We start from the raw sequence: 25,653 nt of genomic DNA on the forward strand, positions 1-25,653 counted from the left end.
TTTCAGAAAATCAGAGAAAAATTTGCTTTTGTGATGGATGTCATATTCGGAGCAATTGATTCTTATTTTGCAAAAATGAAACAATTGTTGCAATATCAGAAAGCTGCGTCTACTCTCATATGAAGACACGGAAGGCATAAGACCTTTTGAAGAGGGTGAGGGCGGCAGGAATGTCAGATATTCTGGCGACTATTCAGAAAGAATATCAAGGGCTTAGCCCGCAATTGCAAGTTGCGGCTCGTTATATGTTGAGCTCTCCAGATGATGTGGCCGTCTATTCCATGCGAGAAATCGCAGGCCGGGCTTTTGTCACGCCAGCTACCATGGTTCGCCTGTCCTCCAAGCTTGGATTTGAGAAATATAACGATCTTAGGGACCGGTTCCGTCAACTGGTCAGTCGGCCAGCCAGTGGCTATGCCGCGCGCGCCAGAAAACTTCAACTAGAGCAAGGCGGCTTATCATCAGAGGGCTTACTTGGAACGTTGTTGAGCGCTGAGAAAGATAACCTGCAAACCACATTCGGCAATATGGATGAAAGGTTACTTGGAGATGCGGCTGCAACCCTTGTCAATGCGGACCGGGTTCACATGATCGGTCTTCGAAAATGCAATGGAATTGTGTCTTTCTTTAAGTATGCTACGCGGGTCTTTTTCCCATCTGCCAGAATGATCACAGGGGCAGCCGGTCAATTTATAGAAGAACTGACCGAAATCGGACCTGATGATGTTTTGCTCGCGGTCGCATTTGACCCGTACACGAGAGAGACTGTTGAAGCGGTCCGTTTTGCCCATACAGCAGGCGCCAAAATTATCGCCATTACGGATAGCCCTGTCTCGCCTCTGGCTGAAAATGCAGCTCATCTGTTTATCGTTGGAAATCGGAGCCCCTCCTTCTATCGCTCGCTCAGTGGGGCATTAATTACGGTGCAGGCGCTTGTTGCTGCGATTGTAACCCGCCTCGGGGATGAGGCTATCGACGCTCTTGAAAAATCGGATCAACGTCTCAGGGAAGCTGAGACTTATTGGCAAGGATAACTTTCGATGACACATGTGTTCCATCGCGTATTGAATACAGACTACCCTGTCGCTGTAAAAGGTGATGGGGCCTACATTACAGACAGCACAGGTAAGCAGTATCTGGATGCTTGCGGTGGTGCTGCTGTTTCCTGCCTTGGTCACAGCAATGAGGCCGTGGCAGCTGCTATAGAAGCCCAATTAAAGAACATTGCGTTTGCTCATTCCGGTTTCTTCACAAATCCGGCGATGGAAGAACTGGCTGACTTTCTGATAGAACGGGCACCGGGGGATCTGGACAAGGTTTACTTTGTCTCAGGCGGGTCAGAGGCTGTTGAGGCGGCGTTGAAACTGGCCCGTCAATATTTCCTGGAAACGGGAGAGAGTTCACGAACCCGGTTTATTTCCCGCAAGCAAAGTTATCATGGAAATACTCTAGGAGCGCTCTCTGCAGGGGGTAATGAATGGCGACGGGAGCCTTATGCGCCGCTTCTGATGCCAGTGGATCTGATTTCCCCTTGTTATGAATATCGTGAGAAAAGGGATGGAGAGAGTGAGTTTGAATTTGGTCAGCGGGTTGCCAACGAACTTGAAGCTTCCCTTCTGAAGTCTGGCCCCGAGACAATTTGCGCGTTTATTTGTGAGCCGGTTGTTGGAGCGACGCTGGGTGCTGTGCCAGCAGTTGAGGGGTACTTCAGACGCATCCGGGAAATCTGCGATCAATATGGCATTTTACTCATTCTGGACGAAGTGATGTGCGGTATGGGCCGAACTGGTTCTCTTTTTGCTGTTGAGCAGGAAGGCATTGCCCCAGACATTCTGGTCACGGCCAAAGGCCTCGGCGCAGGGTATCAGCCAATTGGCGCCATGTTAGCGAGCAAGCGAATTGTTCAGGCCGTCGCGGATGGAAGCGGGTTTTTCCAGCATGGGCATACATATATGGGGCACCCTTTAGCGTGCGCTGCGTCACTTGCTGCACAAAAATACGTTGAGGAAAATGATCTTCTCAGCAATGTACGCGCCATGGGTGGGAAATTAAAAGATGCATTACAGGCCAAATTCGGCCAGCACCCCAATGTGGGTGATATTCGTGGGCGAGGACTGTTCCTTGGGCTTGAGTTGGTGGCTGATCGGCAAACCAAGGAAGCCTTTGATCCAGCTCTAAAGGTCAACGCCAAAGTCAAGAAGGCTGCCATGAATGCAGGTCTGATGTGCTACCCCATGGGCGGCACCATTGATGGCCGTAAGGGTGATCATATTCTGTTGGCTCCACCTTTTATCCTGACAGAAAATCAGGTCGGTGAAATCGTCGACAAACTGGATACAGCGCTAGCTGTTGGTTTGAAGGGATAAAGTCATGACCGATTTGAAGCTGGATCCCTTGATGATAATGGTCGCGCCAAACGGAGCGCGCAAAACCAAGGCTGACCACCCAAACTTGCCTATTTCACCTGAAGAACTATCTGCGGAAGCGAAAGCCTGTCTGGAGGCGGGCGCTTCTGCCATTCATCTTCATGTGAGGGACGCAGAAGATAAGCATTCTTTGGATGTGGACTTATATCGTGAGGCCATCGCGGCTATTCGGGAAGTTTGCGGTGATGACATTCTAATTCAGGCAACTAGTGAAGCCGTTGGAATTTACAGCGCTGCAGCACAAATGAAGATGGCGCTGGAATTATGCCCACCGTCAGTTTCCTTGGCGATCAGAGAACTGGTGCCTGAGGGCGGTGAAGCGCTGGCGAAAGATTTTTTTGAAGAACTGCGTAAGCAGTCAGTTCTTCCTCAGTTCATTTTGTACGATTCTGAGGATGTGAGGAGATTCAATACACTCAGAGAGCAGGGTGTGGTTCCTGATGGTCCCGCGCTCCTCTTGTTTGTGTTGGGTAGGTATGCAAAGGATCAGGTCTCAAGGCCTGCAGATTTGCTGCCATTTTTAGCGGTCCGTGATCCTCGTGATCCGTGGTCCGTTTGTGCCTTTGGACCCCTTGAACATGCGGCGGCGAGCGCCGCTATTGCAATGGGCGGGCACGTCAGAGTAGGCTTTGAAAATAACCTTTTGCTAAAGGATGGGTCAGTTGCAAAAAGCAATGCTGATCTTGTCAGGCAGGTCTTTCAAGTTTCCGAGGCAATTGGCCGTCCGCTTGCGACAGCCGCTGACCTCAAATTTTTCGTATCAAGTAGTGCGTAGTTGACTTACGGAGTTTTCAGCAGAAAACGACGGTCGTTGTCTACATAGGATTCATTTGGAGTCTGTTAACGGATCTGTCTTTGGCGCAAGCCGTTGAATAGATCTCTCAATAATGACAGGTTGAGGAGTAAAATATGAAACGTTTCTTTTCACTGGCAGCAACTGCTGCTATCGCTTATGCCAGCGTGATGGCGGCATCTACATCTGCTCAGGCGGAAAAGTTCATCACAATCGGTACCGGTGGCCAAACAGGTGTTTACTACCAGGTTGGTGGCGCAATTTGTAAACTTGTTAACCGCGGTACAAAAGATCACGACATCAAATGTACGCATACAACAGGCGGTTCCACGAAAAATATCAATGGTATCCGCGCTGGCGATCTGGACATGGGTGTTGCTCAGTCTGACTGGCAGTATCATGCTTATAACGGAACTGCTCCTAAGCAATTCCCTGACGGAGCATTTAAAGAACTTCGCTCTGTTTTCTCAGTCCATCCAGAACCATTTACAGTTGTTGCCCGTGCAGACGCTGGAATTGAAAAGTTCGAAGATCTGAAAGGCAAACGTGTCAACATTGGCAACCCAGGCTCAGGTCAGCGGGGAACCATGGAAGTTGTCATGGAAAAAATGGGCTGGACCATGGATGATTTTGCGCTCGCATCCGAGCTGAAATCCTCTGAGCATTCAGCTGCACTTTGCGATAACAAAATCGATGCTTTTGTTTTCACCGTTGGTCACCCAACAGGTAACATTAAAGAAGCAGCAACCACTTGCGATGTGAAACTGATTCCTGTAACCGGTCCAGCAATCGACAAGCTGGTTGACGAAAACGCTTACTATGCAAAGACAGCCGTTAAAGGTGGAACTTACAAAGGCACAGACAGCGACACTCCAGTGTTTGGTGTTGGTGCGACTTTTGTTTCATCCACAAAAACTGATGAAGCAACTGTCTATGAAATCGTGAAAGCGGTTTTTGAGAATTTCGATCGGTTCAAGAAAATGCATCCTGCATTCGCTAACCTGAAAAAAGAAGAAATGATCAAAAACAACCTGTCTGCTCCTCTGCATCCAGGTGCGATCAAATACTATAAAGAAGCTGGTTTGATGTAATCAGTTGAGCAGGGTGGGCTTATCCCCACCCTGCATTACTCTGGCCTTAAACGGGCCTGATGAAAATTTACAGGGAATTTGGTGCAGGGGGGAGTATGACAGATACTTCATCAAATCAAGGTAGTCTGAGCACTGCTGAACTTGAGGATCTTGTAGCCTCGACGGATACCGGGGGGCGGACCCCTGACAATAAATCAATTGCGATATTTATGGCGGCTGTTGCATTGATCTGGTCACTTTGGCAGATCTGGATTGCATCACCCTTGCCTTACCTGATCGGAACGGGGGTATTTTCTGGTCGGGAAGCGCGTCCTATCCATTTGGGATTTTCAATTTTCCTGGCTTTCCTGGCCTATCCGGCTTTGAAAACCTCCCCTCGGCATCGGATCCCTTTCACAGATTGGATCTTGGCCATAGTGGGAAGCCTTTGTGCCCTTTACATCTTCATTGCAGATAGTTCTCTGATTAACAGCATTTTTGGAACTAGACTGAGTGACCGGCCAGGTAACCCTGGCAGTTTTGATATTATAGTGGCGTCAATCGGCATTGTGATGTTGCTCGAAGCGACACGCCGCGCTTTGGGTCCTCCCTTGATGGTCGTTGCCATCGTTTTTCTGGGCTACACATTCCTTGGTCCGTATGCGCCTGGTTTCCTCGCATGGAAAGGCGCAAGTTTTGGTGCCGTAGCAGATCACCAATGGCTCTCCTCAGAGGGTGTGTTTGGTATCGCCCTTGGCGTTTCAACCGGTCTTGTATTCCTTTTTGTTTTGTTTGGTGCACTGTTGGATAAAGCCGGCGCAGGCAATTATTTCATTAAGGTCGCCTTCTCATTGATGGGACATATGCGGGGTGGTCCGGCGAAAGCAGCCGTTGTCGCCTCTGGCATGACGGGACTGATTTCCGGATCTTCCATTGCGAACGTGGTAACCACAGGTACCTTCACCATTCCTATGATGAAGCGGGTGGGCTTCTCACCTGAAAAAAGTGGTGCCGTTGAAGTAGCATCGTCCGTAAACGGGCAAATTATGCCCCCGGTTATGGGGGCTGCGGCCTTCCTGATGGTGGAGTATGTTGACATCAGCTATTTCGAAGTCGTGAAACACGCCTTCATTCCAGCCATTATTTCTTATATTGCGCTTGTTTATATTGTTCATCTGGAAGCAATGAAGAGCAATATGGAAGGCTTGCCAAGGGCAGTTCAGCCGAAACCCACAAAGCTGGCATTGCTGTCTATGGGCATAACGATCAGTGCTATTTTGGCTATTGGTGGTGCGATCTACTATCTCTTCATGCTATTCCAAATGCTTGGCACGAACCTGAACCAGTTGATTGCTGTATTGATCGTCTTTGCGCTGCAGGCCGTTCTTGTCTTTGGCGTGAAAAAGCAGATCACTGATGAGCAGAAATTATTGGGTGTTGTGTCCACTGGTGGCATCGTCCTTTGCAACTTGGTCATTGGTGCCTTTGGTGTCTTCTTCCTGGTTGGCTTTATCACAGAAATGGCAGGTCCTGTTTTTGCTCCGTGGGTAATTGGGGCCCTGATCATTTTGGCCTATGTGGCGCTGGTTGCAATTTGTGCGAAAGTACCGGATCTGGTTATGGATGATCCCAATGCGCCAGTAACAGCATTGCCAGAACCCCGTCCAACGATCTTGGCTGGGCTTCACTTCCTGTTGCCGGTCGGGGTGCTGATCTGGTGTTTGATGATCGAGCGTCTGTCACCTGAGCTTTCTGCTTTTTGGGCGGTGGCCTTGATGATCTTCATCTTGCTCACCCAACGTCAACTTTTTGCCTATTTCCGCAAAGAAGCCTTGAGCGGAACAGCGGCCAGAGGCTTCAAAGAGCTGATTGAAGGGTTGATTTCCGGTGCCCGGAACATGATCGGTATTGGTATTGCAACAGCTGCAGCCGGCATCATTGTGGGAACGGTCTCGCAGACTGGTGTTGGGTTGGTTCTTGCCGAACTGGTTGAGTTTTTGAGCCAAGGGCAGATCCTGCTGATGTTGATCTTTACAGCAATCCTCAGTCTGATCCTGGGTATGGGGTTGCCGACAACTGCTAACTATATCGTGGTGTCATCCCTTTTGGCGCCTGTGATTGTCAGTCTTGGTCAGCAAAATGGCTTGATTGTGCCGCTGATCGCGGTTCATCTTTTTGTATTCTATTTTGGAATTATGGCAGATGTGACCCCGCCGGTGGGACTTGCGTCCTTTGCTGCCGCGGCAGTTTCTGGTGGAGATCCGATCCGAACAGGGTTTGTGGCGTTTTTCTATTCGTTAAGAACAGCTATTTTGCCATTCCTCTTCATTTTCAATACAGAGCTATTGTTGATTGATGTGACCCCGTTGGAGGGCGTGTTTGTCTTCATTGTCGCAACGGCAGCTATGCTGCTCTTTACCGCTGGGACGCAAGGGTACTTCATGGCGAAATCCCGCATTTGGGAATCCGCGTTGTTGATCCTGATTGCCTTTACCCTGTTTAGGCCAGGCTTCTGGATGGACTTGATTGTTCCCCCGTATGAGCAGAAATCTGCAACGGAAATCGAGGCGGTTCTGGGGTCTGTTGAAACAGGAACTGAAATCCGACTAATCGTTGATGGGCTAGATGATGTTGGAGACCCGCTTACCATTACAGCCATTTTACCCATTGAAAGTGATGGAACAGGAGCTGAGCGTTTGGAAGCACTTGGGTTGGAGCTGTTGATTGAGGATGACAAAGTCATCATTGATAATGCAGCTTTTGACAGTCCTTCCGAAGCTGCAGGTCTCGACTTTGATCAAGTGATCAAGCAAGTGCTGGTCCCATCAGACCAACCTGCACGGGAGTTGCTCTATATTCCGGCTCTGGTCATTCTGGGGTTGATTTTCCTTATGCAGCGGCGGCGGAATCCTTCCGGCGCAGCCTCATCTGCAACCGTATCCTGAAGGAAAGGGATTATCGATGTTTAAGCATATCCTTCTTGCAATTGATCTGGAGCATCCAGAAAGTTGGGTAAAAATGGTGCCAGAGGCTGTCAATTACGCAAAAAATGCGGAAGCTACTCTGCACGTGATGACAGTGACGCCGGATTTCGGAATGAGCCTTGTCGGATCCTTCTTTCCAAAGGATCATGAAGCGAAAATGATGCAGGAGGTGAATGATAAACTGCATCAGTTTGTCAAAGACAATATCCCCTCAGACATCAAGGTTCAGCATATCGTTGGCCATGGAAACGCCTATGAGGAAATCCTGCGTATGCAGAAGAAACTGAAATGTGACTTGATCATTATTGGGGCGCATCGACCTAAGATGCAGGACTATTTGCTCGGTCCGAACGCTGCAAGGGTCGTTCGTCACGCAAACTGCTCCGTATTGGTTGTACGTGAGTAGGACTTAGAATTTCACAATAAAAAAGCGGCCTATCAAGGCCGCTTTTTTTTGGCCTCTGGGGCCGAATTATTTCAGGGTTTTCAAGTAAGCGATGACATCGGCGCGATCGCTATCTTTTTTAAGTCCCGCAAAACTCATTTTTGTTTTTTTGACGAAGCTTCTTGGTTTTTTCAAATATTCATCCAAGTTTGCCTCATCCCAAGTCAAACCAGATTCGCTCATGGCTTTTGAATATTTGTATCCATCTTTGGCTGCGGCGGAAGCGCCCACAATGCCAAATAGGTTAGGGCCAACTTTATGCTTACCACCTTCTTCTACAGTGTGGCAGGCCTGACATTTTTTGAAGACTTTTTCACCCTTTGCAGGGTCACCTTCTGCAAAGGCAATTGACGAAGATACACTTAAAACAGTAGCTATACCGACTGTCAGCAAATGAGATTTTTTCATAGATGTTACCATCCTCTTTTTTCTCTAGCTCGAAGACTTACTCTTATATAATCCTATTACATTAAAAATTAAGGCGCGATGTAAATCTGTGTCAATTTGTCGCGAACCCAAGTTCTTTGGTGTGAAAAACTGTGATTATGCAACTGCAGTTAACAGTATATTAAGATTAATCCATTTAGATGCCTAACTAGGTTAACTCTATTTTATGGAGCCAGTGTGTCTGAAAACGGTTCTCTTAGCCCGGCAGACGTAGAGCGTCTACTCTCTGATCGCTCTGCCAGTGCGCGGGCACAAACGGTTGAAAAAATCGCAACTGAATTGACAAGTCAGCAGTTCAGTGAGACGGAACGCAAAGAGGCTGAACAGATTTTCCGTCTGTTGGTATCTGATGCAGAGGTTCTGGTCCGACAGACCTTGGCAGAGACCCTGAAGACGCTTCCAGATCTCCCTCATGATATTGCTTTCTCTCTAGCCAGTGATATTTCTGAAGTCGCTACACCGATGCTGAGCGCTTCTGAAGCCTTGAGCGATGAGGATCTGGCAGAGATTATCAGCTCTAAATCGGAAGAGCATCAAACGGCAATTGCCGCAAGGTCCAACGTATCTGAAGCTATTTCTGAGAAATTGGCGGATACAGGGAACGAGAATGTCGTCGCTACCCTGATGGAAAATGATACGGCGCAGATTTCCGAAAAAACCTTCGAGAAGGTTTTGGACAAATTTGGCGATAGTGAAAAAGTCAATAAACCGATGGCCTATCGGAGCAAATTGCCGCTAACCGTTACTGAGCGGTTGGTTAGCTTGGTTTCCGATCGTCTTCGCGAGCACCTTGTCAGCCATCATGAGCTTTCACCTGCAACAGCAACGGACCTTATCCTTGCTAGTCGTGAGAAAACCATGATTGGTTTGTTGAAAGAGGGCACAAGTCAGGGCGAATTAAAACGCCTGATCGATCAGCTCTATGATAATGGCCGTCTGACACCAACAATTATTCTGCGTGCACTCTGTGTCGGCGATATTGATTTCTTCGAAACGGCTCTTGCTAAGGGCGCAGACATCTCAGTCTCTAACGTCCATATGCTGGTTAATGATGCAGGCGGAAATGGTCTTAAACAGCTTTGTAAGAAGTTGGATATCCCAGCAGGTTTGGTCGAAATGATGCGTGTCGCTGTCGATCTCGTAAACGAGCTTGAGTATGATGGTGACCCTGGAGATCGGGAGCGGTTCCGCGATGCGGTTATCCAGCGGGTTTTAACCCATTTTGAAGATCGCTTCGATGCAGAAAATGTGGATTACCTGATTTCGAAAATCAGCAGCGGAGATGATGAGACGGCTGCAGCCTGATCAAGCTTAACATTTAAGTTTCAAATGCCGGTTCATGCGACCGGCATTTTTTGTGAGCCTTTGATGATGCCGAGTGTCAATAGCACTTGAGCACCGATGTAGGTAATCCAGATAAGCGGACCTGATAGCTCGAATGCATACAGGAACTTGTTAATTGCAATTGTCGCGTCTGAAATCAGGAAGCTAATAGCACCTAGCACAACAAGTCTTGGGTCCAGTCGGGATCCTAGTGCCAAAAGCGCCATCGTTGAAATAACAGCAATGTATATGAAGACGGGTGCTTTAAGGGCGCCAAGTTCTGGCCAGAGCATACCCAGCATAGAGGCTGCGAACAGTACGACTAACGCGGTAGCTCCTTTTCGCCACGTTGCCACTTCTTTCCAGCTTTGGGTTTTGGCAAAGATGGAAATATACAGTAGATGCGCAATAAGAAACGCCCCGAGGCCATGGGTGAAGTAATCCCCATTTCTAATGGCCAGAAACGCATCGCCAGCCGCAGAACACAGGAGTGCCAGGCATAAAAGCTTGGAAATCCTTTTCTGTTCTGTCGCCATCAGACCCAAGATGGCCAGAAAAACGCAGGCGCTCGACTTTTGAATGATATTGCCAATGGAACCTTCCGCAAGTGGGACAAGAAGGTAGCTGAGCGCGAGGCCAATTGCGATAAGCAGGAGATTGACCTGGTGTTTGGTAAGGGCTGGCATGGTTTAAGCTGTCTTTCGCCGGATCCCAATTTTCGATCCCAGCTTTTCAGGCATCGGAAGGTGGGCTTGTTCCTGTTTTAATGTCTCAAGGTTATTTTGGATAAAAGCTGGCATTGGGGTTGCCTTCGGACCAGCAGCATCGATATGCAGGATCATCTGCTCAGATGTCGCGGCGAGAAAGCCGTCTTTTCCATGATACATTTCTAGGTAGAGGTGAATGCGCTTCTCATCACAATCAATAACCCGGCAGGTAATATCAAGCGGGTCGCCTTCTTTCACTTCCTGCAGATAGCAGACATGGGTTTCTAGGACATACACGGTGTTCCCGGACTGTGCCCGATAGTCACGGGTCAATTCGATATTATCGAGCAAAACGTCTAGCGACTGATCAAAAATCAGCACATAATAGGCGACATTCATATGTTGGTTATGGTCAATCCATTCAGGCAGAACGGTCAACTGGCGAAGTATGTTTTTATTATTCTCAATCATGGCGGAGAGAGTAATCAAAAATTTGTGTGAGGAAAAGCTTTTGATCTTCCGTGACTAAAATGGTATCAAATGAAACTAATTTTTTAATTCCGCTGTCGATCTCATTGGAAAGAGGAAAATATGTCCATCCCCATGGAAAAACTTGATGTTGCGAAAAAAGAACTGACTGCCTTACTGGGAGAGCGATGCTCAACGTCACAAGCGGTGCGGGATCAACATGGCAAGGATGAAAGCTGGCATGAGCTTTGTGCCCCTGATTTGGTTTGCTTCGCCAAGAGCACAGAGGAAGTCTCTGAGATTGTTAAAATCTGCGCAAAACACAAGATCCCGGTTGTTCCTTTTGGGGCAGGAACATCACTGGAGGGACATATCAACGCGGTCGAAGGGGGTGTTTCTCTCGACCTGAACCAAATGGACCAGATCCTCGAAGTTCATGAGGAGGATCTGGACTGTGTCGTGCAGCCAGGTGTCCGGCGGAAACAGTTGAATGAACATTTGCGGGATACAGGGCTATTCTTTCCAATTGATCCGGGTGCGGATGCGACCATCGGCGGTATGGCTTCGACCCGCGCATCAGGAACGAATGCGGTGCGCTATGGAACAATGAAGGACAATATCCTCAATCTGACGGTTGTTTTGCCCGATGGTAAGATCATCAAGACAGGCGGACGGGCCAAGAAAAGCTCTGCCGGTTATGATTTGACCCGGCTCTATATTGGATCCGAAGGGACACTCGGCGTTATCACGGAAATTACCCTGAAATTATACGGAATCCCAGAAGCCATTTCTGCAGCCACGGTCTCTTTTCCAGACGTGGAAAGCGCTGTCCAGTCGGTCATTCTGACGATCCAAAGTGGTATTCCAATTGCACGCATTGAGTTTCTGGATGACGTACAGATTGATGCGATTAATAAATATTCTGGCCTTGATTTACCTGTCCAGGTTTCTCTGTTCCTTGAATTCCATGGCAGTGAGCAGGGTGTCGCTGAACAAGCGGAAATGGTTGGGGAGATCTGCAAGGATTTTGGAGCTGAAGACTTCAAGTGGACAAGCAAGCCAGAAGATCGCACCAAGTTGTGGGAAGCCCGACATAACGCGGCCTATGCAGCACGTGCTCTTCGCAACGGAGCTTCTATGTGGGCTACGGATGTCTGCGTTCCGATTTCCAGACTTGCAGACTGCATCTTGGAAACAAAAGCGGATCTAGATAAAAGCTCGCTAATTGCGCCAATCGTTGGACATGTTGGCGACGGGAACTTCCACCTGGCCTTTGTTCTCAACATGGATGACCCTGCGGAGATTGCTGAGGCTGAAGAGTTAAATGCGCGCTTAATTGCAAGGGCCCAATCCATGGAAGGGACCTGTACCGGCGAGCATGGGGTTGGATTGGGTAAGAAAAAATACCTGAAAAATGAGCTTGGTGAAGGGGCTGTCGAGGTGATGGCGACCCTCAAAGCTGCGCTGGATCCAGACAATATCATGAACCCTGGAAAAATTATCTAGCCCTGTCTGTCCCGTCTTATTCGCAGTCTGGGACTTTAAGTTTTCCTGGCAGGCGTGTTTCTGAATTCCCGCAAGCGCCTGTCAGCTGATCCTGCTCCAGATCATCTGCTTTCGAGAAGTCCGCCCCAGAGATATCAGCCTTCCAGAAGATAGCACCTTCCAGGTTAGTATCCTTGAAGTTGGCGCCAACAAGCGTTGCCCGGTAAAAGTTGGCAAGGGACAAATCCGCATCCTCAAAATTTGCGCCGCTAAGGTCGGCTCGGGTCAAGCGAGTACTCTTCAGTTTGGCATCTTCGAAATTTGCGTTTCGGGCAACTGCGCGTTTGAGATTAGCCTCTGAAAGTTGGGAATCTTCAAAAGAGCTATTATTAAAAACACCCCGTTTCAAGTTTGTTTTCCGCATGTCAGACCCACTGAAATCAGCGTTTTCAGCGATTGTGTTCTCAAGATCTGCATCTTGAAGATCTGAACCTTTGAAAGATGTGCCATTGAGCAGAGATTTCTCCAGATCGGTGTCTCGTAGAATTGCGCCCGAAATATCCGCGTTTTGCAGGGAGGCTTTTTCAAGATCAGCTCGGCGAAGGTCGGAACCTGAGAGATCCGCACCATCGAATGTCGTGTTCTTTAAAAGACTGTCACGCAAATTGACCTTCTCCAATTTTGCGCCTTTCATCTCGTTGCCTTGTAACATCACATTCCGCAGGTCACATTTCTCGCAAGCGTTGGTTTTTTTGAATTTTTCCAGATCCGCGTTTTCCGTTGCTAATAAGGGGCCTGCGAACAAGGGACCCATCAAAACTGCAAAGATGATTGTGTTTCTCATACCGCGTTATCCACCCCGGGTTTGTTTTGGTAATTTTCTAATAGATAAGCATGACAGCGTGACAAGTCCAGATTTGACAAGCAAATTTCATACTGCCACTATCCTCATCAATTAAGAAATAATCAAAGTCTAACGGCCTCGTAAGAGTTGAACAATCAATAAAGGAAAACGAATGATAAAGGCAGTCCTCTGGGATTTTGGAGGGGTTCTCACGACGAGCCCTTTCGAGCAGTTCAAACTGTTTGAGGAAAAGAACGGTCTTCCCGTGAACTTCCTGCGAACAGTGAATTCGACGAACCCGGATCGCAATGCCTGGGCCAAGTTCGAACGGAGTATGGTAACAGCTGCGGAATTCGACCAGCTTTTCCTGGAAGAAAGTACTGCCCTTGGACATCCTGTACCTGGCAGCGAAGTTATAAAACTGTTGTCTGGGGCGTTACGGCCTCGAATGATAGCTGCGCTCAACGACATTCGAAAAGATTTCAAGTGCGTTTGTCTGACAAATAATGTGTCCGCGGGAAAAGGCCCGGGAATGAGTCGCTCTGAAGAAGCTCAGAAGGCGGTTCTGGACGTCATGGCTCTTTTTGATCAGGTCATTGAGTCCAGTAAAATCGGTATGCGTAAACCGGACCCGGAAATCTATACCTACACGTGCGAACAGATGGGTGTTGAGCCCGCTGAGATCGTATATTTGGATGATCTTGGTATTAACTTGAAACCGGCGGCTGCTATGGGTATGAAAACCATCAAAGTGGTTTCTGAAGATCAGACACTGACCGAGTTGGGGCAGTATTTAGATCGGCAATTTGATTGATTTTTTGAAAAGTAAAAACACAGGCAGGAAACTTTATGAACCGCTTTTTGCAGCACACAGGAGCCAAATATCCAATAATTCAAGCACCAATGGGTTGGATCGCGAGATCCCAGTTGGCATCTGCCGTATGTAATGCTGGTGGCCTTGGAATTATTGAAACGTCATCTGGTGAGACAGAGAATTGCATCGCTGAAATTAACAAGATGAAGGAGCTGACGGACGCTCCGTTTGGAATTAACCTTCCGCTTCTGTTTTTGCGCGATGAAAATATGATCCGATTTGTTGCTGAATCCGGTGTAAAATTTGTTACCACATCAGCAGGTAATCCTGAGAAACTGATCCATATCCTGAAACAACATGACATCATCGTCTATCATGCGGTTCCAACAGTTAAGGCGGCGCTAAAAGCTGTTGAGGCTGGTGTGGACGGACTTGTCGTCGAAGGCGGTGAGGGAGGTGGGTTTAAGAACCCCGAAGAGGTTTCCCTACTTGTGTTGTTGCAAGCCATCCGGGAGAGAGTTGACGTCCCAATGGTCGCTGCTGGCGGCATTGTGGATGGCCGTGGTATGGCGGCGGCTTTTGCTGCAGGTGCTGAAGCTATTCAGATGGGAACTCGTTTCGTTTCTGCCAAAGAAAGCCCGGTTCATGACAATTACAAGAACGCCATCATTTCAGCCGAGGATGTAGGTACAGTCGTTCTCAACAAAAAATCCACCCCATGCATTCGCGCCTTGAAGACGGACAGAACACTGGAAATCTTTGAGGAAGGTGTGATGCCTAAGGATATGTTTAAGCGGATCCAAGAGCTTTATTTTGGCGGGGATATGGAGGCAAGCGCAGGGCTTGCGGGACAGTCAGCAGCCCTTATCCACGGTCAGAAACCAGTGGCAGAAATTATTGAGGAAACAGTCTCTGGATTTCATGAAATCTGCAAGCGCATGGGTCAAATGGGCGCTGAGCAAGGCTTCTAATAATTATGTGTAGATTTTAGCGGTGGCGATTGCGCCGCCGCTTTTCTTTCTCCATTTCCCGGTTTTCCCAGTCGTCGGAAAAGTGTCCCTTACCAAATACCCGAAATCCATCCATGGCTAAAACGAGTAGCATGGGCAGGGCTGGCCAAATGAACCAAAGGTAATCGGGTGAGGAGAGGATATTAATGAAAAAGAGGAATATTATAACACTGCCCATCATCATGCAGCGCCGATAATAGGAGGCTTTTCGCCGGACTTGTTTTCTAAGCTCTGCTTCTTCTTGATCTTCAGGGGAATAGTTTTCTTCCGGCGAGTTGGTGATCGTTTCGGTTTGTGTCTGCGTTCCGGCAGTTTCTCCTGCAAGGCCAAGCGAATAGACAGGCACCGCCCCTTCTATATTCTTTACATGTTTCTCGCCGAGATATGTGAAACTAGCGGGTAGCTTGTTTTTGACGTGATCGTAAACCGTTCCAGAAATGCAGATACCGCCGGTTGGCGCCATGGCTTCAAGGCGCGATGCTATGTTGACACCGTCGCCAAAAATATCATCACCTTCAATCATCACATCGCCAAGGTTCAGGCCAATACGGAAATGCATCGGGACATCAAAATCACCCTTTGCATGCTTTTCCTCCAGCAAGTTCTGGATGGTGACTGCGCCTTGCACAGCATTAACAACACTTGGGAATTCAGCGATGATCCCATCGCCAGCCATATTGATCAGTCGCCCACCATGTGCTTCGATTTGTTCTTGAAAAAGGACGCGTGCAATTTTCAGATCATTTAAGGTTGCAACTTCATCCTGTTCCATCAAACGACTGTAACCTGCAACATCAGCGCAGAGGATGGTTGTCAGTTTTCTTTCAACAGTCGTTGTCATCGCGTGCCTTAGTTCAGTGATCAGAAACGCTCATAAATTTGTCTTCCAAACCGGTGGAAAAAGCAAGTCCTTCCGCCGTGATGACAATACCATTTTCATAACTTTCCTGGATCAGTCCTTTTCGGGCCAAGGCAACGAATACAGCCGGGTTATCAAGACCGGTCGCATCTTTCGAAGAAATGACATAGGGCCCAACATGCATATGGTTGCCATGGGCGTGAGGAAGGCTCGTGATCCTTACATCCTCGGATCCTTCAATAGGCATGGAGCTGTTAGGATCCTTGGCCAAGACCTGCAACAGAACCAGAGTTTTACTTTGCAGGGGGTTCAGCTTAATTTTTTTCTGTGGCGCCACCGGAAGCTCTCCTCTTATGGCAGGTCATTCAGGAATTGGGCAATGGCCTTGCCGATCTCGGCAGGGCTGTCCTCTTGTATAAAGTGAGTGCCCTTCACTGTCACCTCTTTCTGGTTGGGCCAGCTCCGGCAAAAGTCGCGCTGCTTGCCAACCAAAATTGAGCCTGGATCTGCATTGATGAAAAGTTTCGGTAGATCCTGGCTCCGAGATAGCCAGTCTGCATAAGACTGAACAATTTCAGTTACATCTTCCGGCTCTCCACCAATGGGGATTTGACGTGGCCATGTAAGGGTAGGGCGCCGGTCTTCACCTGGATTTGCGAAAGGTCGAATATATTCAGCCAGCTCAGCATCCTCAAGGTCCCGGATGATGGAACTCGGCAGAACCCGCTCGACGAATATGTTTTTGGTCAGAACAAGTTCCTCGCCAGCTTCGCTTCGAAAGGCTTGAAAGATATTGCGTGCATCTTCTGGCCAGTCATCCCACCCGTCAATCGGACGGACAATGGCCTCCATATAGGCGATGGCTTTTACAGCCTCCTGGTTCTGGTTGGCCCAATCAAAGCCGAGCGCTGATCCCCAATCATGAATGACTAAGGTGACATTTGATTTAACATCCAGATATTCCAGCAATTCTTTCAGGAAAAGCTGATGGTCGACAAAGCGGTAACTCTCTGGCCCACTATCGGGAAGTTTTTCGGAATCACCCATTCCAATCAGATCTGGGGCAATTAGTCGGCCATGAGCTTCCAAATGCGGCATGACATTGCGCCATAGATAACTGCTCGTCGGATTTCCGTGCAGAAAGACGATAGGATCACCCTCTCCCTCGTCAATAAATGCCATCTTGAGACCACGGATGGTCGCGCTTTGCTTCTTGTATTTGCTGCTGGCCGTCATGTTTCATCCCGTATGTCATTTTTGTTTTTTAGGGGAATAGTATACGATGCAAACAAAAAAGCGCCAACCGGACAGTTGACGCTATAAGTGATGCTGATCACCTCAGTTTAAGGTTACTCGCTGGCACAGTTTGATTTCTTGATAGCGTTGAATGACTTCTTTGACATCGTCAATTGTTAAACCATCCCGTTTTAAAACAGCAAGCAGTACGGGGTCTCCAAATAAATCTTCCAGTTCAGGTTCCTGATATTTAGGGGTCAGGCTATCCATGGTTTTCTCCTGTAGAACATTCTGTTCGCAGGCACAGATACGCATGAAATGCTGCAGTAATATGACTAAATCAATGAATAATAGAGGCAGAAAGCTGAATAGCTTTCAGGCCTTAGTCAAAAGGGAGCTGATATCTCTTGCAATCTACTGAAAAATTACTGTTCTTCTGGGTTTTCCGGAGAGAGCTGTTTTCCGTCTAGAGAGGATTTTTGACGATCCTGTTCCTGTTTCTCCAAGCTCTTCTCTTGTTTTGTTCGGCCAAATTTATGGCGGTTTTCCGAAGCTTGCTGTTCTTTATCCGTTTTCGCTTTTGCTTTTCGAAATTTATTCAGATTGACCACGTCACCCATAGTCGCGTTACCCTTGATTTAGTTTCCAGCGCCCATCTTAAAGATTAGGTAATAAGCGAGAGAGTTCAAGTCTTCACGGTAAGTTGCCATCAAGTAATTCCTGTAAAACATACAGTCGGATGGCACTAGACAGATTGCCGCTGCGGGTTTCATCAATCTCAGCGATCAGTGAATTGAGACTTTGTCCTTTTTGGTTAGCAGCTGCCTTGAAGAGATCCCAAAAAGGTTTTTCCAGCGAGATACTGGTTCGATGCCCTGCGATACTTACAGAATGTTTGATGATTTCATTCTCAAGCATCACAGAGCGATCCCGAACGGTTTACTTCTTAGCGAAGAAATCGTTGCCCTTGTCATCGGTAACGATGAAAGCAGGGAAATCTTCGATTTCAATGCGCCAGACAGCTTCCATGCCCAGCTCTTCAAACTCTTGAACTTCAATCTTTTTAATATTGTTCTGAGCCAGAATAGCAGCAGGTCCACCAATGGAGCCTAGATAGAAACCACCATGTTTCTTACAAGCATCCACGACAGCCTTGCTGCGATTGCCTTTGGCCAACATGATCATGCTGCCGCCATGGCCCATAAATTCATCAACATATCCGTCCATGCGGCCTGCGGTCGTTGGGCCGAAGGAGCCAGAGGCATAACCTTCCGGTGTCTTGGCCGGACCTGCATAATAGATGATGTGATCCTTGAAATATTGCGGGAGGTCTTCGCCATTTTGCAAGCGTTCCCGCAACTTGCGGTGGGCAAGGTCACGCGCAACAATAATGGTGCCGGTTAGACTTAATCGTGTTTTGATCGGGTACTGGCTCAGTGTCGCCAGAATATCTTTCATTGGACGATTGAGATCAATTTTGACGACGCTTTCTTCCAATTGGTTTTCAGATACTTCTGGAAGATATTTTGCGGGATCGGTTTCCAGCTGCTCTAGGAATACACCTTCCTTGGTGATCTTGCCTTTGATCTGCCGATCGGCAGAGCAGGAAACACCAATGCCAATCGGAACACTGGCGCCATGACGCGGCATGCGAATGACCCGAACATCATGGCAGAAATATTTACCACCAAACTGAGCGCCAATGCCGATGTTCTGGCTTATTTTATGGATCTCTTTTTCCATTTCTACGTCCCGGAACGCGCGGCCATATTCATTACCGCTGGTTGGGAGCGTATCGTAATATTTGGTTGAAGCCAGCTTCACAGTCTTCATTGTGTCTTCAGCAGATGTGCCGCCGATAACCACAGCCAGGTGGTATGGCGGGCAGGCTGCTGTGCCAAGTTCAGCAATTTTTTCTTCAATAAAGGGAACAAGCCGATCTGGCGCTAAAACACTTGGTACTGCCTGATGCAGGAAAGATTTGTTGGCAGATCCGCCGCCCTTGGCAATGAACAGGAACTCATAAGAATCCCCGTCTGTTGAATATAGGTCAATTTGCGCAGGCAGGTTTGTACCAGTGTTCTTTTCATCGAACATACTGATTGGGGCAAGCTGGGAATAGCGCAGGTTTGTTTCTGTGTAGGTTTTAAACACACCCTTGGACAGGGCTTTCTTGTCCTGACCTTCTGTCCAGACATACTGGCCTTTCTTGCCCATGATGATGGCGGTGCCAGTGTCCTGACAGCCAGGAAGAACCATGCCAGCAGCAATGTTGGCATTCTTTAGAAGTTCTGTCGCGACAAACTTGTCGTTTTCAGAGGCTTCATCGTCTTTGAGAATATTGGCAAGTTGCTGAAGATGTGCAGGTCGCAATAAATGGGCGACATCTCGCATGGCTTCCGCAGTGATCAGTTCAAGGGCTTCAGGCTCGATTTTGAGGATTTCTTTTCCATCAACCTCAATCGTTGACACGTATTTGTCGGTTAGTTTGCGATAAGGGGTCTCGTCTTTCCCCAGTTCGAAAATATCCTGAAAATGAAATTCTGGCATTATGATATGTCCCGTCAGACCTGTTTAAAACACGTCAGCCCGGTTCATCATCCGTGGTTCTGCAACTGATGAGGCGGGCCGTTCCCGTCAAATGATGAGTGCAGTCTTATTGTTTTTTACGGAAGGCGTCCAGTGTTATGACTTCACCGGCCTTGTTTTCTTCTGAGTCAGTGTCGGTTGTATCTGCAGAAGCAGCTTTGGCTTCCTCATCACTACTATCTGTCGCATCCAGTTCCGCTGCCGGTGTGGAAACCGTAAATTGCAGGCCAAACTGCTCAGAGGGATCCGCAAAGGCAGTGATGCTGGCAAAAGGGATTACCAGTGTTTCTTTCTGATGATTGAAGCTAAGTCCAATGCTGAAGCCTTCGTCGGTTACTTCCAGATCCCAGAATTGATGCTGAAGCACAATGGTCATGTCATCGCTATACCGTTCCCGAAGATGATCAGGAATGACAACGCCAGGGAAGCGGGTTTTGAAAGTAATGTAGAAATGCTGCTGACCGGATAAACCGTGAGCCGCGGCATGATTGAGCGATTCACGCACAACACTCAATAGAGCGCGCTCTACCAGAAGATTGTAATTAAGATCACCAGCCATACTCTCACACTCCTGCCCTAAAACTTTCCGCGCTTTATGAATTGGATAACCGCGCTTGGAAGGTTCAATAAAGTGAAGGGGCTTCTGTTGCCAGGTGCCCCTTCGAACCCCGTGTAGCTAAGCTATTAAGCAGCTACGGCAAATGCTTCGTTATCGTTTGCATTTGTAAAGTTTGAACCGATAACGGTGGTATCTCACCGAGCGAAAATTACGTCTTTACTGCGCGCGTCGAACCTATTTCGCCCCCAAAGAGAATTTGGTGGAGGCGCCGGGTACCGCCCCCGGGTCCGCAACGTTTATTCCACGAAACGTTTATCGCCATAGTTGGTTGCCCAACATCTGTAATATAGACATTCCCTCTTGAGATTGAAAGGGGCGAAATATCTTTGAGCGTTATTCCGTTTTTCGCTCGAGAATTCGAAAGGTATGCGGGAAATCATCTCGCTCGGAGGTTCGGTGCACTTCCTGAAAGGTCTCCCGCCAACTTGCTTCTGCTAGGGGACCAAAAAATGTGTCGCCGTCAAGCTCGGTATGAACCCGCGTCAGGTAATAGCGATCTATCTGATCTGCAAAAAGCTTGTAGATCTCACCCCCGCCAATAATCATGATTTCGGATACTGATTTCTCGTTTGCATCCTTGGCGGCAATCTCGAGGGCCTGTTCCATTGTTGTTGCGACAGGGTTGCCTTCTCCCTGAAAACTTGGGTCCCGGGTCAAAATGATATGAGTGCGATTGGGTAAAATTCCAGGTAAAGACTGAAATGTTTTCCGGCCCATGATCATTGGTTTGTTAAGCGTGTTTTTCTTGAACCATTTCAGATCATTTGAAAGACGCCAGGGAAGATCTCCGTCTGAGCCAATGACATTATTTTCCGAAACCGCGAGAATAGCGCTGACAATGTTCCCTTTGAACATTAGACGGCAACCGGTGCAGCGATATGCGGATCGGCTACATAGTTTTTCAATTCAAAATCTTCAAACTTAAAAGCGAAGATATCTTTGACTTCTGGATTTATAACCATTGTAGGAAGTTCTTTTGGCGTGCGGGTTAATTGCATGTCCGCCTGTTCCAGGTGGTTGGAATAAAGGTGAGCATCGCCAAAGCTATGCACAAAATCGCCCACCTCTAGATCACACACTTGCGCAAGCATCATGGTGAGCAGCGCGTAGGAAGCAATGTTAAAAGGAACCCCCAGAAAAACGTCTGCACTTCTCTGATAGAGCTGGCAGGAGAGCTTTCCATCAGCCACATAAAACTGGAAAAGGCAATGGCAGGGCGGAAGGGCCATATCATCAACATCCGCCGGGTTCCAGGCGGTCACGATGTGACGGCGACTATCAGGATTACTTTTGATTTGCTGGACCAGTTTGGCGATCTGATCAATTTTTTCTCCGTTAGGCGCAGGCCATGATCTCCACTGGTAGCCGTATACAGGTCCCAGGTTGCCATTTTCATCGGCCCATTCATCCCAGATTCGCACTCCGTTTTCCTGCAGATACTTGATATTGGTATCGCCGGCCAAGAACCAGAGAAGTTCGTGAATGATGGATTTAAGGTGCAGCTTTTTTGTTGTCAGGACTGGAAAACCCTTGGACAGATCAAAGCGCATTTGGTGACCAAAAATGCTGTAAGTCCCGGTTCCAGTTCGGTCACCCTTATATGTGCCATTTTCTCTGATCGTCTTGAGAAGATCCAGGTACTGCTGCATATCATCACTCTAGTTTCATAAAAATTCCGGTTGGGTTCCGGCTTCGACCTTCTTAAGATATCGAAGCTGCTAGAGTTTAAGAAAATCGGTCCGAGAGGCAAGAGGGGAATGAAATCTAAATCAGTGATGACGGATCGTCAGATGGCAATTGTGCAAAGTATCCCCCGACATGCCAGGCGAGTTGCTATCGTCGGACGCGAAGGTGAATTGCTGAAGACCGAGTTCACCTCCCTGTCACCTGCCACCAATGAGGAAGTTTATCTGGACCTCTTGGCCTTTGCATCCCATCTGTTGGAAAATGAAACAATCAAGTATGACGCTGTTCTTTTATTGGACACGACGCCAGCAAGAGATTTAATCCCACGCATTTCGAAGCACCTGAAACCTCATTTGGAAGATGACGCTGTTCTTATTTTGGAGCTTATTAATCCGTTCTCTGCCGACCAGCTAAAAGAAGAAGCAAAAAGGTTGGTAGAGGTTGGGAAAGAGGAAATCAGTATTCTCTCTGAGCGAGCAGATGTCTTCACTAAAAACCTCCGTGATGAAATCCAAAAGGGAGAGTTTTTTCTGGATCGGATAAATCGGATTACCGATCAGCGTTTTGATGATTTTCTCGCTGAGATGCAGGATAGGTATGCCCTTGATGATCAATTGCAATCCAGTTTAAGGCGGATTGCTACTCCCTCACATTTCCAGCTCCGTCTGACAATAAGGCCAAAGCGTCAAATTCGCATTCAGGGGAAAGTCCTGAAACCCGTTGGTGGGGTCAACGATGTGCGGATGCATGAGCCCCTATCGGCCCTGCAAAGCCTGCCTGGTGTTCAGGTTCAAGTTGCTGAAGATCAATCCATTTTAAATCGGCAGGAAAAAGGGATTGAAAAGATTTTCCTGTGGCAGCGACCTATTTTGACGTTCAAGTCATCGCTACAAATCTTGCTGGCACTTCGAAAAGCAGGCTATTTAATCATTGTGGATTTCGATGATCATCCCTCTCCCTGGCCTCAGATTTCTGAAAATAACTATTTATCTTTCGCTGGAGTGCATGCGGTTCAAACAACGAATGAGTCGCTCGCTAAGCTGATCCGTCGCCATAACCCAGAAGTTGGAGTGTTTGCCAACCAGCTGAACAGTTTCCCTGAGAGGGCTTTGGATGCCTCAGATGAACCTGTGCGGATATTCTATGGCGCACTTAATCGGGAGCAGGACTATCGAGACATCCTTCCAGCGGTAAATTCAGTCCTGAAGGATCTTACTCAACCTTTTGAATTTGTAGTGCTACATGATCGAAAATTCTTTGATGGGCTTGAAACGTCTCACAAAAAATTTCATGGTCTTGGCAGTTACGAGCAGTATCTGCAAACGCTAAGAACTTGCCATATCTCCTTTATGCCATTGGCGGGTGGTGAGTTTAATCGGATGAAATCTGATCTGAAATTCATCGAAAGTGCCGGTGCAGGGGCTGTACCGTTGGCAAGCCCTGTCGTTTATGCGGATACAGATCCAGACAAACACTTCAGTGAGATATGCGAAAGCCCAAATGATTTTGCGAAAGGATTGGTCCGTCTAGTGAATGAGCGCGACTATCGACTGGCAAAACAAGAAATGGGCCGGTCCTATGTTAAAGAAAACCGCATGCTGTCGGAACATTTTCGAGATCGGTATCAGTGGTATTTAGATTTGCTGGATCGACATACAGAACTGGATCAGGCTTTGGGGCGACGGCTTAAGCAGATTGTACCAAGATAAATTAATTTCTGAGGTCGTTAAGCAACCACATCTTCTTGCAGAAAGTGCCGACCCTCCTGATCTTCAATTTCCAGAACCCATAAATCAGGATCAAATTTAAGCTGCTTTTCAATATAGGCGTCGGCGGTTTCTTCGCTGACCCAATCAGCCCCTGTACTTTGCATCCACTGTCTTTTGCCCGTTTCAAAGTTGGTGACAGGGCTTAAAACCATACATTTATCATTTAACCGGTTAATTTTTATGAGTACGGATCCTGCGGTTTCATCCCCGCGCCGAACAACAAAGGCAGGAACATTCATGAAGTTGCAGGTTCGTATATGGGCTTTGACCCAAATCTCCGCTTTTAGGCGCGCTTCCATTTGGGTTCCTCGTCGGAAATTGGTGAAGGGTCCTCTGCCGCAAGCAGGATGCGATCCCGAACTCTCAGCAATCGGTTTCGGTAATGCAGGTTCCCTTCGGCCTCCCAGAAGGCGGCGGCTTCTTCTAGCCGTTCCAGGACACGATCTCCATATTTCTCTGTGTAATAGGTCACCATGTCAGCGCTGTCACGACGCATATCAGTCCTCTGCCAGTTCTGGGTATCTAAAACAATCGACCGGATGATCATTTACCATTCCGACGGCCTGCATGAAAGCATAGACGATGGTCGGGCCGACAAATTTGAAGCCGCGTGATTTAAGGTCTTTCGAAATTTTTTGGCTGAGGTCGGTTTCCGCTGGAATCTCCGCCATGGATTGACGTTTTGGTTGCAGTGGTTTGCCGTCTATGTAGTTCCACAGCAAATTTGAAAAGCCATTTTCTTTCTCTTCGATTTCTAGAAAAAGCTGGGCCCCAGTTATGGTTCCCAAAATTTTTGCTTTATTTCGGATGATGCCGGAGTTGGACATCAACTCAGCTACCTTCTTATCATCATAGTTGGCAATGAGCTCTGGCTTAAATCCATCAAAGGCTTGGATGAAGTTTTCCCGTTTGCGAAGGATGGTTATCCAGGAAAGACCAGCTTGGAAACCATCTAAAATCAGTTTTTCAAAAAGGGCACGACTATCAAATACAGGAACACCCCATTCTGTGTCATGATAGGCCTGATAAAAAGGGTCATCCCCGCACCAGCTGCAACGATGAACCCCATCGTCACCTATTTTGAGACCATTATTCATTTGAGGTGGGTTCCCATTTTGTTCTTGCTGAAGAATGCCTGAGGGGAAGTCTGAAAGTCAAGTCAGTCTTTCTCGTCTTCCAGTTCAGGCAAGACTACATACTCGGGTTTGGCAAGAACCAATCCAGCAGGTTCAAGGGTTGGATTTTCAGCTTCAATTTTCCGCCAGGCTTCCAAGCGGGTGAGGGCCAGACCGTGCGGTTTTTGGAATGTAGTCACTGTGGCTATCTCTTTTCCATCAAGGAAAATGCCGTCGCCGATTGACAGATCGCCGTCATAAGTAAAACTGAGCAGGCGTTTGCGGATCTTTGCTCGGAATTTCGTCCTATTGGTGAGCTCCTGTCCGACATAGCAGCCCTTGGAAAAACTAACCCCATGAAGTTCTTCAAAGTTTACCTCAAGCAGAAAGTTTTTCTCTGGAACAATGTCTGTGCCGCCTTCTGGAACCCCAAGCGCCAGACGATGGGCAGTGTAATCTTCAAGGGTTACTTTTTCAGCGGTTGCGATACTCGCTGGTTGGCTTCCATTCTCTGCAATCAAACGCCACCCTAATTGAGGAAGGCGCGGATCTGGATAAAGGAACTGTTTATTGTCATCAGTTTTCTCTGGCGTTCCCTCAAACAGGGCATAAACCTGATAGCTGCCGCTGACGTCCTCAATAGTCATGTCAGCACGTAGCTTGTACATGGTGAGGCGGCGGATCAAATCATCTTTGCGCTCCGCGAGTACATCCAGATAAAGGGCATCCTTCCAAGCAATAACAAAGAAATCATGTAGGAATTTTCCCTGTGGTGTCAGCAGGGCCGAATATACAGCTTTGCCCTCATTCGTAGGTTTAAGATCATTACTCACTAAATTTTGCAGTAACTCGAAGCAATCCTTACCTGTCAGGCGGAGCAGGGAACGGTTTGAGAGGGGGGTATATTTCATGATCTCTTCGGTTTCCATCCAACTAATCAGACCAAACTGGTCCTGTATCCTAT

At 47.8% G+C, this 25,653-nt stretch carries 29 protein-coding genes and 1 other RNA gene; 11 read left to right on the forward strand and 19 right to left on the reverse strand.

The features are described from left to right. The first annotated feature begins 170 nt into the window (after positions 1-170). The 6 genes from HH301_RS07305 (at position 171) to HH301_RS07330 (ending at position 7,679) form a co-directional block, all read left to right on the forward strand. Complete coding sequence (locus HH301_RS07305; RefSeq protein WP_169568027.1) at positions 171-1,034, forward strand: MurR/RpiR family transcriptional regulator; 864 nt, start codon at positions 171-173, stop codon at positions 1,032-1,034. A gap of 6 nt (positions 1,035-1,040) precedes the next feature. Continuing rightward, positions 1,041-2,366: an aspartate aminotransferase family protein gene (locus HH301_RS07310; protein WP_169568029.1), complete on the forward strand. Its 1,326-nt coding sequence runs from the start codon at positions 1,041-1,043 to the stop codon at positions 2,364-2,366. A gap of 4 nt (positions 2,367-2,370) precedes the next feature. Further along, the gene (locus tag HH301_RS07315) at positions 2,371-3,201 is read left to right on the forward strand and encodes a beta-keto acid cleavage family enzyme (RefSeq protein ID WP_169568030.1); all 831 of its coding nucleotides are present in this window, start codon (positions 2,371-2,373) and stop codon (positions 3,199-3,201) included. A 134-nt stretch (positions 3,202-3,335) separates the two neighbouring features. Then, positions 3,336-4,310, forward strand: coding sequence for a TAXI family TRAP transporter solute-binding subunit (locus tag HH301_RS07320; RefSeq protein WP_169568032.1), 975 nt, complete (start codon positions 3,336-3,338; stop codon positions 4,308-4,310). Positions 4,311-4,405: 95 nt separating this feature from the next. Beyond that, a complete protein-coding gene (locus HH301_RS07325; RefSeq protein ID WP_169568034.1) occupies positions 4,406-7,234 on the forward strand; it encodes a TRAP transporter permease in 2,829 nt (942 codons plus the stop codon). Between the two features lie 16 nt (positions 7,235-7,250). Next, a complete protein-coding gene (locus HH301_RS07330) occupies positions 7,251-7,679 on the forward strand; it encodes a universal stress protein (RefSeq protein WP_169568037.1) in 429 nt (142 codons plus the stop codon). 66 nt (positions 7,680-7,745) lie between these two features. On the opposite strand, the gene HH301_RS07335 is transcribed toward HH301_RS07330, so the two are convergent. Further along, positions 7,746-8,126: a c-type cytochrome gene (locus HH301_RS07335; protein ID WP_169568039.1), complete on the reverse strand. Its 381-nt coding sequence runs from the start codon at positions 8,124-8,126 to the stop codon at positions 7,746-7,748. 216 nt (positions 8,127-8,342) lie between these two features. On the opposite strand from HH301_RS07335, the gene spbR reads away from it, so the two are divergent. Next, positions 8,343-9,470 carry a SpbR family protein gene (gene spbR / locus HH301_RS07340; protein WP_169568041.1) on the forward strand — a complete coding sequence of 376 codons (1,128 nt, stop codon included), beginning with the start codon at positions 8,343-8,345 and terminating at the stop codon, positions 9,468-9,470. A gap of 32 nt (positions 9,471-9,502) precedes the next feature. On the opposite strand, the gene HH301_RS07345 is transcribed toward spbR, so the two are convergent. Continuing rightward, positions 9,503-10,174: a lysoplasmalogenase gene (locus tag HH301_RS07345; protein ID WP_169568043.1), complete on the reverse strand. Its 672-nt coding sequence runs from the start codon at positions 10,172-10,174 to the stop codon at positions 9,503-9,505. Positions 10,175-10,177: 3 nt separating this feature from the next. Continuing rightward, positions 10,178-10,666, reverse strand: a complete 489-nt coding sequence (locus HH301_RS07350) for a thioesterase family protein (protein WP_169568045.1) — start codon at positions 10,664-10,666, stop codon at positions 10,178-10,180. A 120-nt stretch (positions 10,667-10,786) separates the two neighbouring features. Between HH301_RS07350 and HH301_RS07355 the strand changes: the two genes are divergently transcribed. After that, positions 10,787-12,169: an FAD-binding oxidoreductase gene (locus HH301_RS07355; RefSeq protein ID WP_169568047.1), complete on the forward strand. Its 1,383-nt coding sequence runs from the start codon at positions 10,787-10,789 to the stop codon at positions 12,167-12,169. 16 nt (positions 12,170-12,185) lie between these two features. Here the strand turns inward: HH301_RS07355 and HH301_RS07360 are convergent, their stop codons facing one another. Then, the gene (locus tag HH301_RS07360; RefSeq protein WP_169568049.1) at positions 12,186-12,992 is read right to left on the reverse strand and encodes a pentapeptide repeat-containing protein; all 807 of its coding nucleotides are present in this window, start codon (positions 12,990-12,992) and stop codon (positions 12,186-12,188) included. 172 nt (positions 12,993-13,164) lie between these two features. On the opposite strand from HH301_RS07360, the gene HH301_RS07365 reads away from it, so the two are divergent. Beyond that, positions 13,165-13,806, forward strand: a complete 642-nt coding sequence (locus tag HH301_RS07365) for an HAD-IA family hydrolase (protein WP_169568051.1) — start codon at positions 13,165-13,167, stop codon at positions 13,804-13,806. Positions 13,807-13,841: 35 nt separating this feature from the next. Then, complete coding sequence (locus HH301_RS07370) at positions 13,842-14,777, forward strand: NAD(P)H-dependent flavin oxidoreductase (protein WP_169568052.1); 936 nt, start codon at positions 13,842-13,844, stop codon at positions 14,775-14,777. A gap of 16 nt (positions 14,778-14,793) precedes the next feature. Here the strand turns inward: HH301_RS07370 and HH301_RS07375 are convergent, their stop codons facing one another. The 11 genes from HH301_RS07375 to HH301_RS07425 all read right to left on the reverse strand — a co-directional run bounded on the left by HH301_RS07375 (position 14,794) and on the right by HH301_RS07425 (position 21,768). Further along, positions 14,794-15,657 carry an adenylate/guanylate cyclase domain-containing protein gene (locus HH301_RS07375; protein WP_169568054.1) on the reverse strand — a complete coding sequence of 288 codons (864 nt, stop codon included), beginning with the start codon at positions 15,655-15,657 and terminating at the stop codon, positions 14,794-14,796. A gap of 13 nt (positions 15,658-15,670) precedes the next feature. Beyond that, positions 15,671-16,012 (reverse strand): hypothetical protein, encoded by a 342-nt coding sequence (locus HH301_RS07380; protein WP_169568057.1) that lies wholly within the window; start codon positions 16,010-16,012, stop codon positions 15,671-15,673. Positions 16,013-16,026: 14 nt separating this feature from the next. Further along, positions 16,027-16,911 (reverse strand): haloalkane dehalogenase, encoded by an 885-nt coding sequence (locus HH301_RS07385; protein WP_169568058.1) that lies wholly within the window; start codon positions 16,909-16,911, stop codon positions 16,027-16,029. Positions 16,912-17,013: 102 nt separating this feature from the next. Further along, positions 17,014-17,181, reverse strand: coding sequence for a hypothetical protein (locus HH301_RS07390; RefSeq protein WP_169568060.1), 168 nt, complete (start codon positions 17,179-17,181; stop codon positions 17,014-17,016). 155 nt (positions 17,182-17,336) lie between these two features. Then, entirely contained in the window at positions 17,337-17,531 is a 195-nt protein-coding gene (locus HH301_RS07395) for a DUF4169 family protein (RefSeq protein WP_169568063.1), read from the reverse strand. 73 nt (positions 17,532-17,604) lie between these two features. Then, a complete protein-coding gene (locus HH301_RS07400; protein ID WP_169568065.1) occupies positions 17,605-17,829 on the reverse strand; it encodes a ribbon-helix-helix domain-containing protein in 225 nt (74 codons plus the stop codon). 21 nt (positions 17,830-17,850) lie between these two features. Continuing rightward, on the reverse strand, positions 17,851-19,461 hold the full coding sequence (locus tag HH301_RS07405; RefSeq protein ID WP_169568067.1) for a fumarate hydratase: 1,611 nt from the start codon (positions 19,459-19,461) through the stop codon (positions 17,851-17,853). Positions 19,462-19,567: 106 nt separating this feature from the next. Continuing rightward, positions 19,568-20,059 carry an SspB family protein gene (locus HH301_RS07410; RefSeq protein WP_169568069.1) on the reverse strand — a complete coding sequence of 164 codons (492 nt, stop codon included), beginning with the start codon at positions 20,057-20,059 and terminating at the stop codon, positions 19,568-19,570. 71 nt (positions 20,060-20,130) lie between these two features. Next, positions 20,131-20,435: a transfer-messenger RNA gene (gene ssrA / locus HH301_RS07415) on the reverse strand. Positions 20,436-20,452: 17 nt separating this feature from the next. After that, on the reverse strand, positions 20,453-20,974 hold the full coding sequence (locus tag HH301_RS07420; RefSeq protein WP_169568071.1) for a dihydrofolate reductase: 522 nt from the start codon (positions 20,972-20,974) through the stop codon (positions 20,453-20,455). Continuing rightward, positions 20,974-21,768 (reverse strand): thymidylate synthase, encoded by a 795-nt coding sequence (locus HH301_RS07425; protein WP_169568073.1) that lies wholly within the window; start codon positions 21,766-21,768, stop codon positions 20,974-20,976. Before HH301_RS07425 ends, HH301_RS07420 begins: the two co-directional genes overlap by 1 nt. Positions 21,769-21,876: 108 nt before the next feature. On the opposite strand from HH301_RS07425, the gene HH301_RS07430 reads away from it, so the two are divergent. After that, positions 21,877-23,514, forward strand: a complete 1,638-nt coding sequence (locus HH301_RS07430) for a glycosyltransferase family protein (protein ID WP_169568075.1) — start codon at positions 21,877-21,879, stop codon at positions 23,512-23,514. Positions 23,515-23,531: 17 nt separating this feature from the next. On the opposite strand, the gene HH301_RS07435 is transcribed toward HH301_RS07430, so the two are convergent. From HH301_RS07435 to ygfZ, 4 genes are all read right to left on the reverse strand, one after another. Next, positions 23,532-23,873 (reverse strand): DUF1491 family protein, encoded by a 342-nt coding sequence (locus tag HH301_RS07435; protein ID WP_169568077.1) that lies wholly within the window; start codon positions 23,871-23,873, stop codon positions 23,532-23,534. After that, positions 23,858-24,070 (reverse strand): hypothetical protein, encoded by a 213-nt coding sequence (locus HH301_RS07440; protein ID WP_169568079.1) that lies wholly within the window; start codon positions 24,068-24,070, stop codon positions 23,858-23,860. Before HH301_RS07440 ends, HH301_RS07435 begins: the two co-directional genes overlap by 16 nt. 1 nt (position 24,071) lies before the next feature. After that, entirely contained in the window at positions 24,072-24,671 is a 600-nt protein-coding gene (locus HH301_RS07445) for a DNA-3-methyladenine glycosylase I (protein WP_169568080.1), read from the reverse strand. 62 nt (positions 24,672-24,733) lie between these two features. Next, positions 24,734-25,600, reverse strand: coding sequence for a CAF17-like 4Fe-4S cluster assembly/insertion protein YgfZ (ygfZ, locus tag HH301_RS07450; RefSeq protein ID WP_169568082.1), 867 nt, complete (start codon positions 25,598-25,600; stop codon positions 24,734-24,736). Positions 25,601-25,653: the final 53 nt, after the last annotated feature.

The sequence above is a fragment of the Sneathiella limimaris genome (assembly GCF_012932565.1).
GTDB classification, from domain to species: domain Bacteria; phylum Pseudomonadota; class Alphaproteobacteria; order Sneathiellales; family Sneathiellaceae; genus Sneathiella; species Sneathiella limimaris.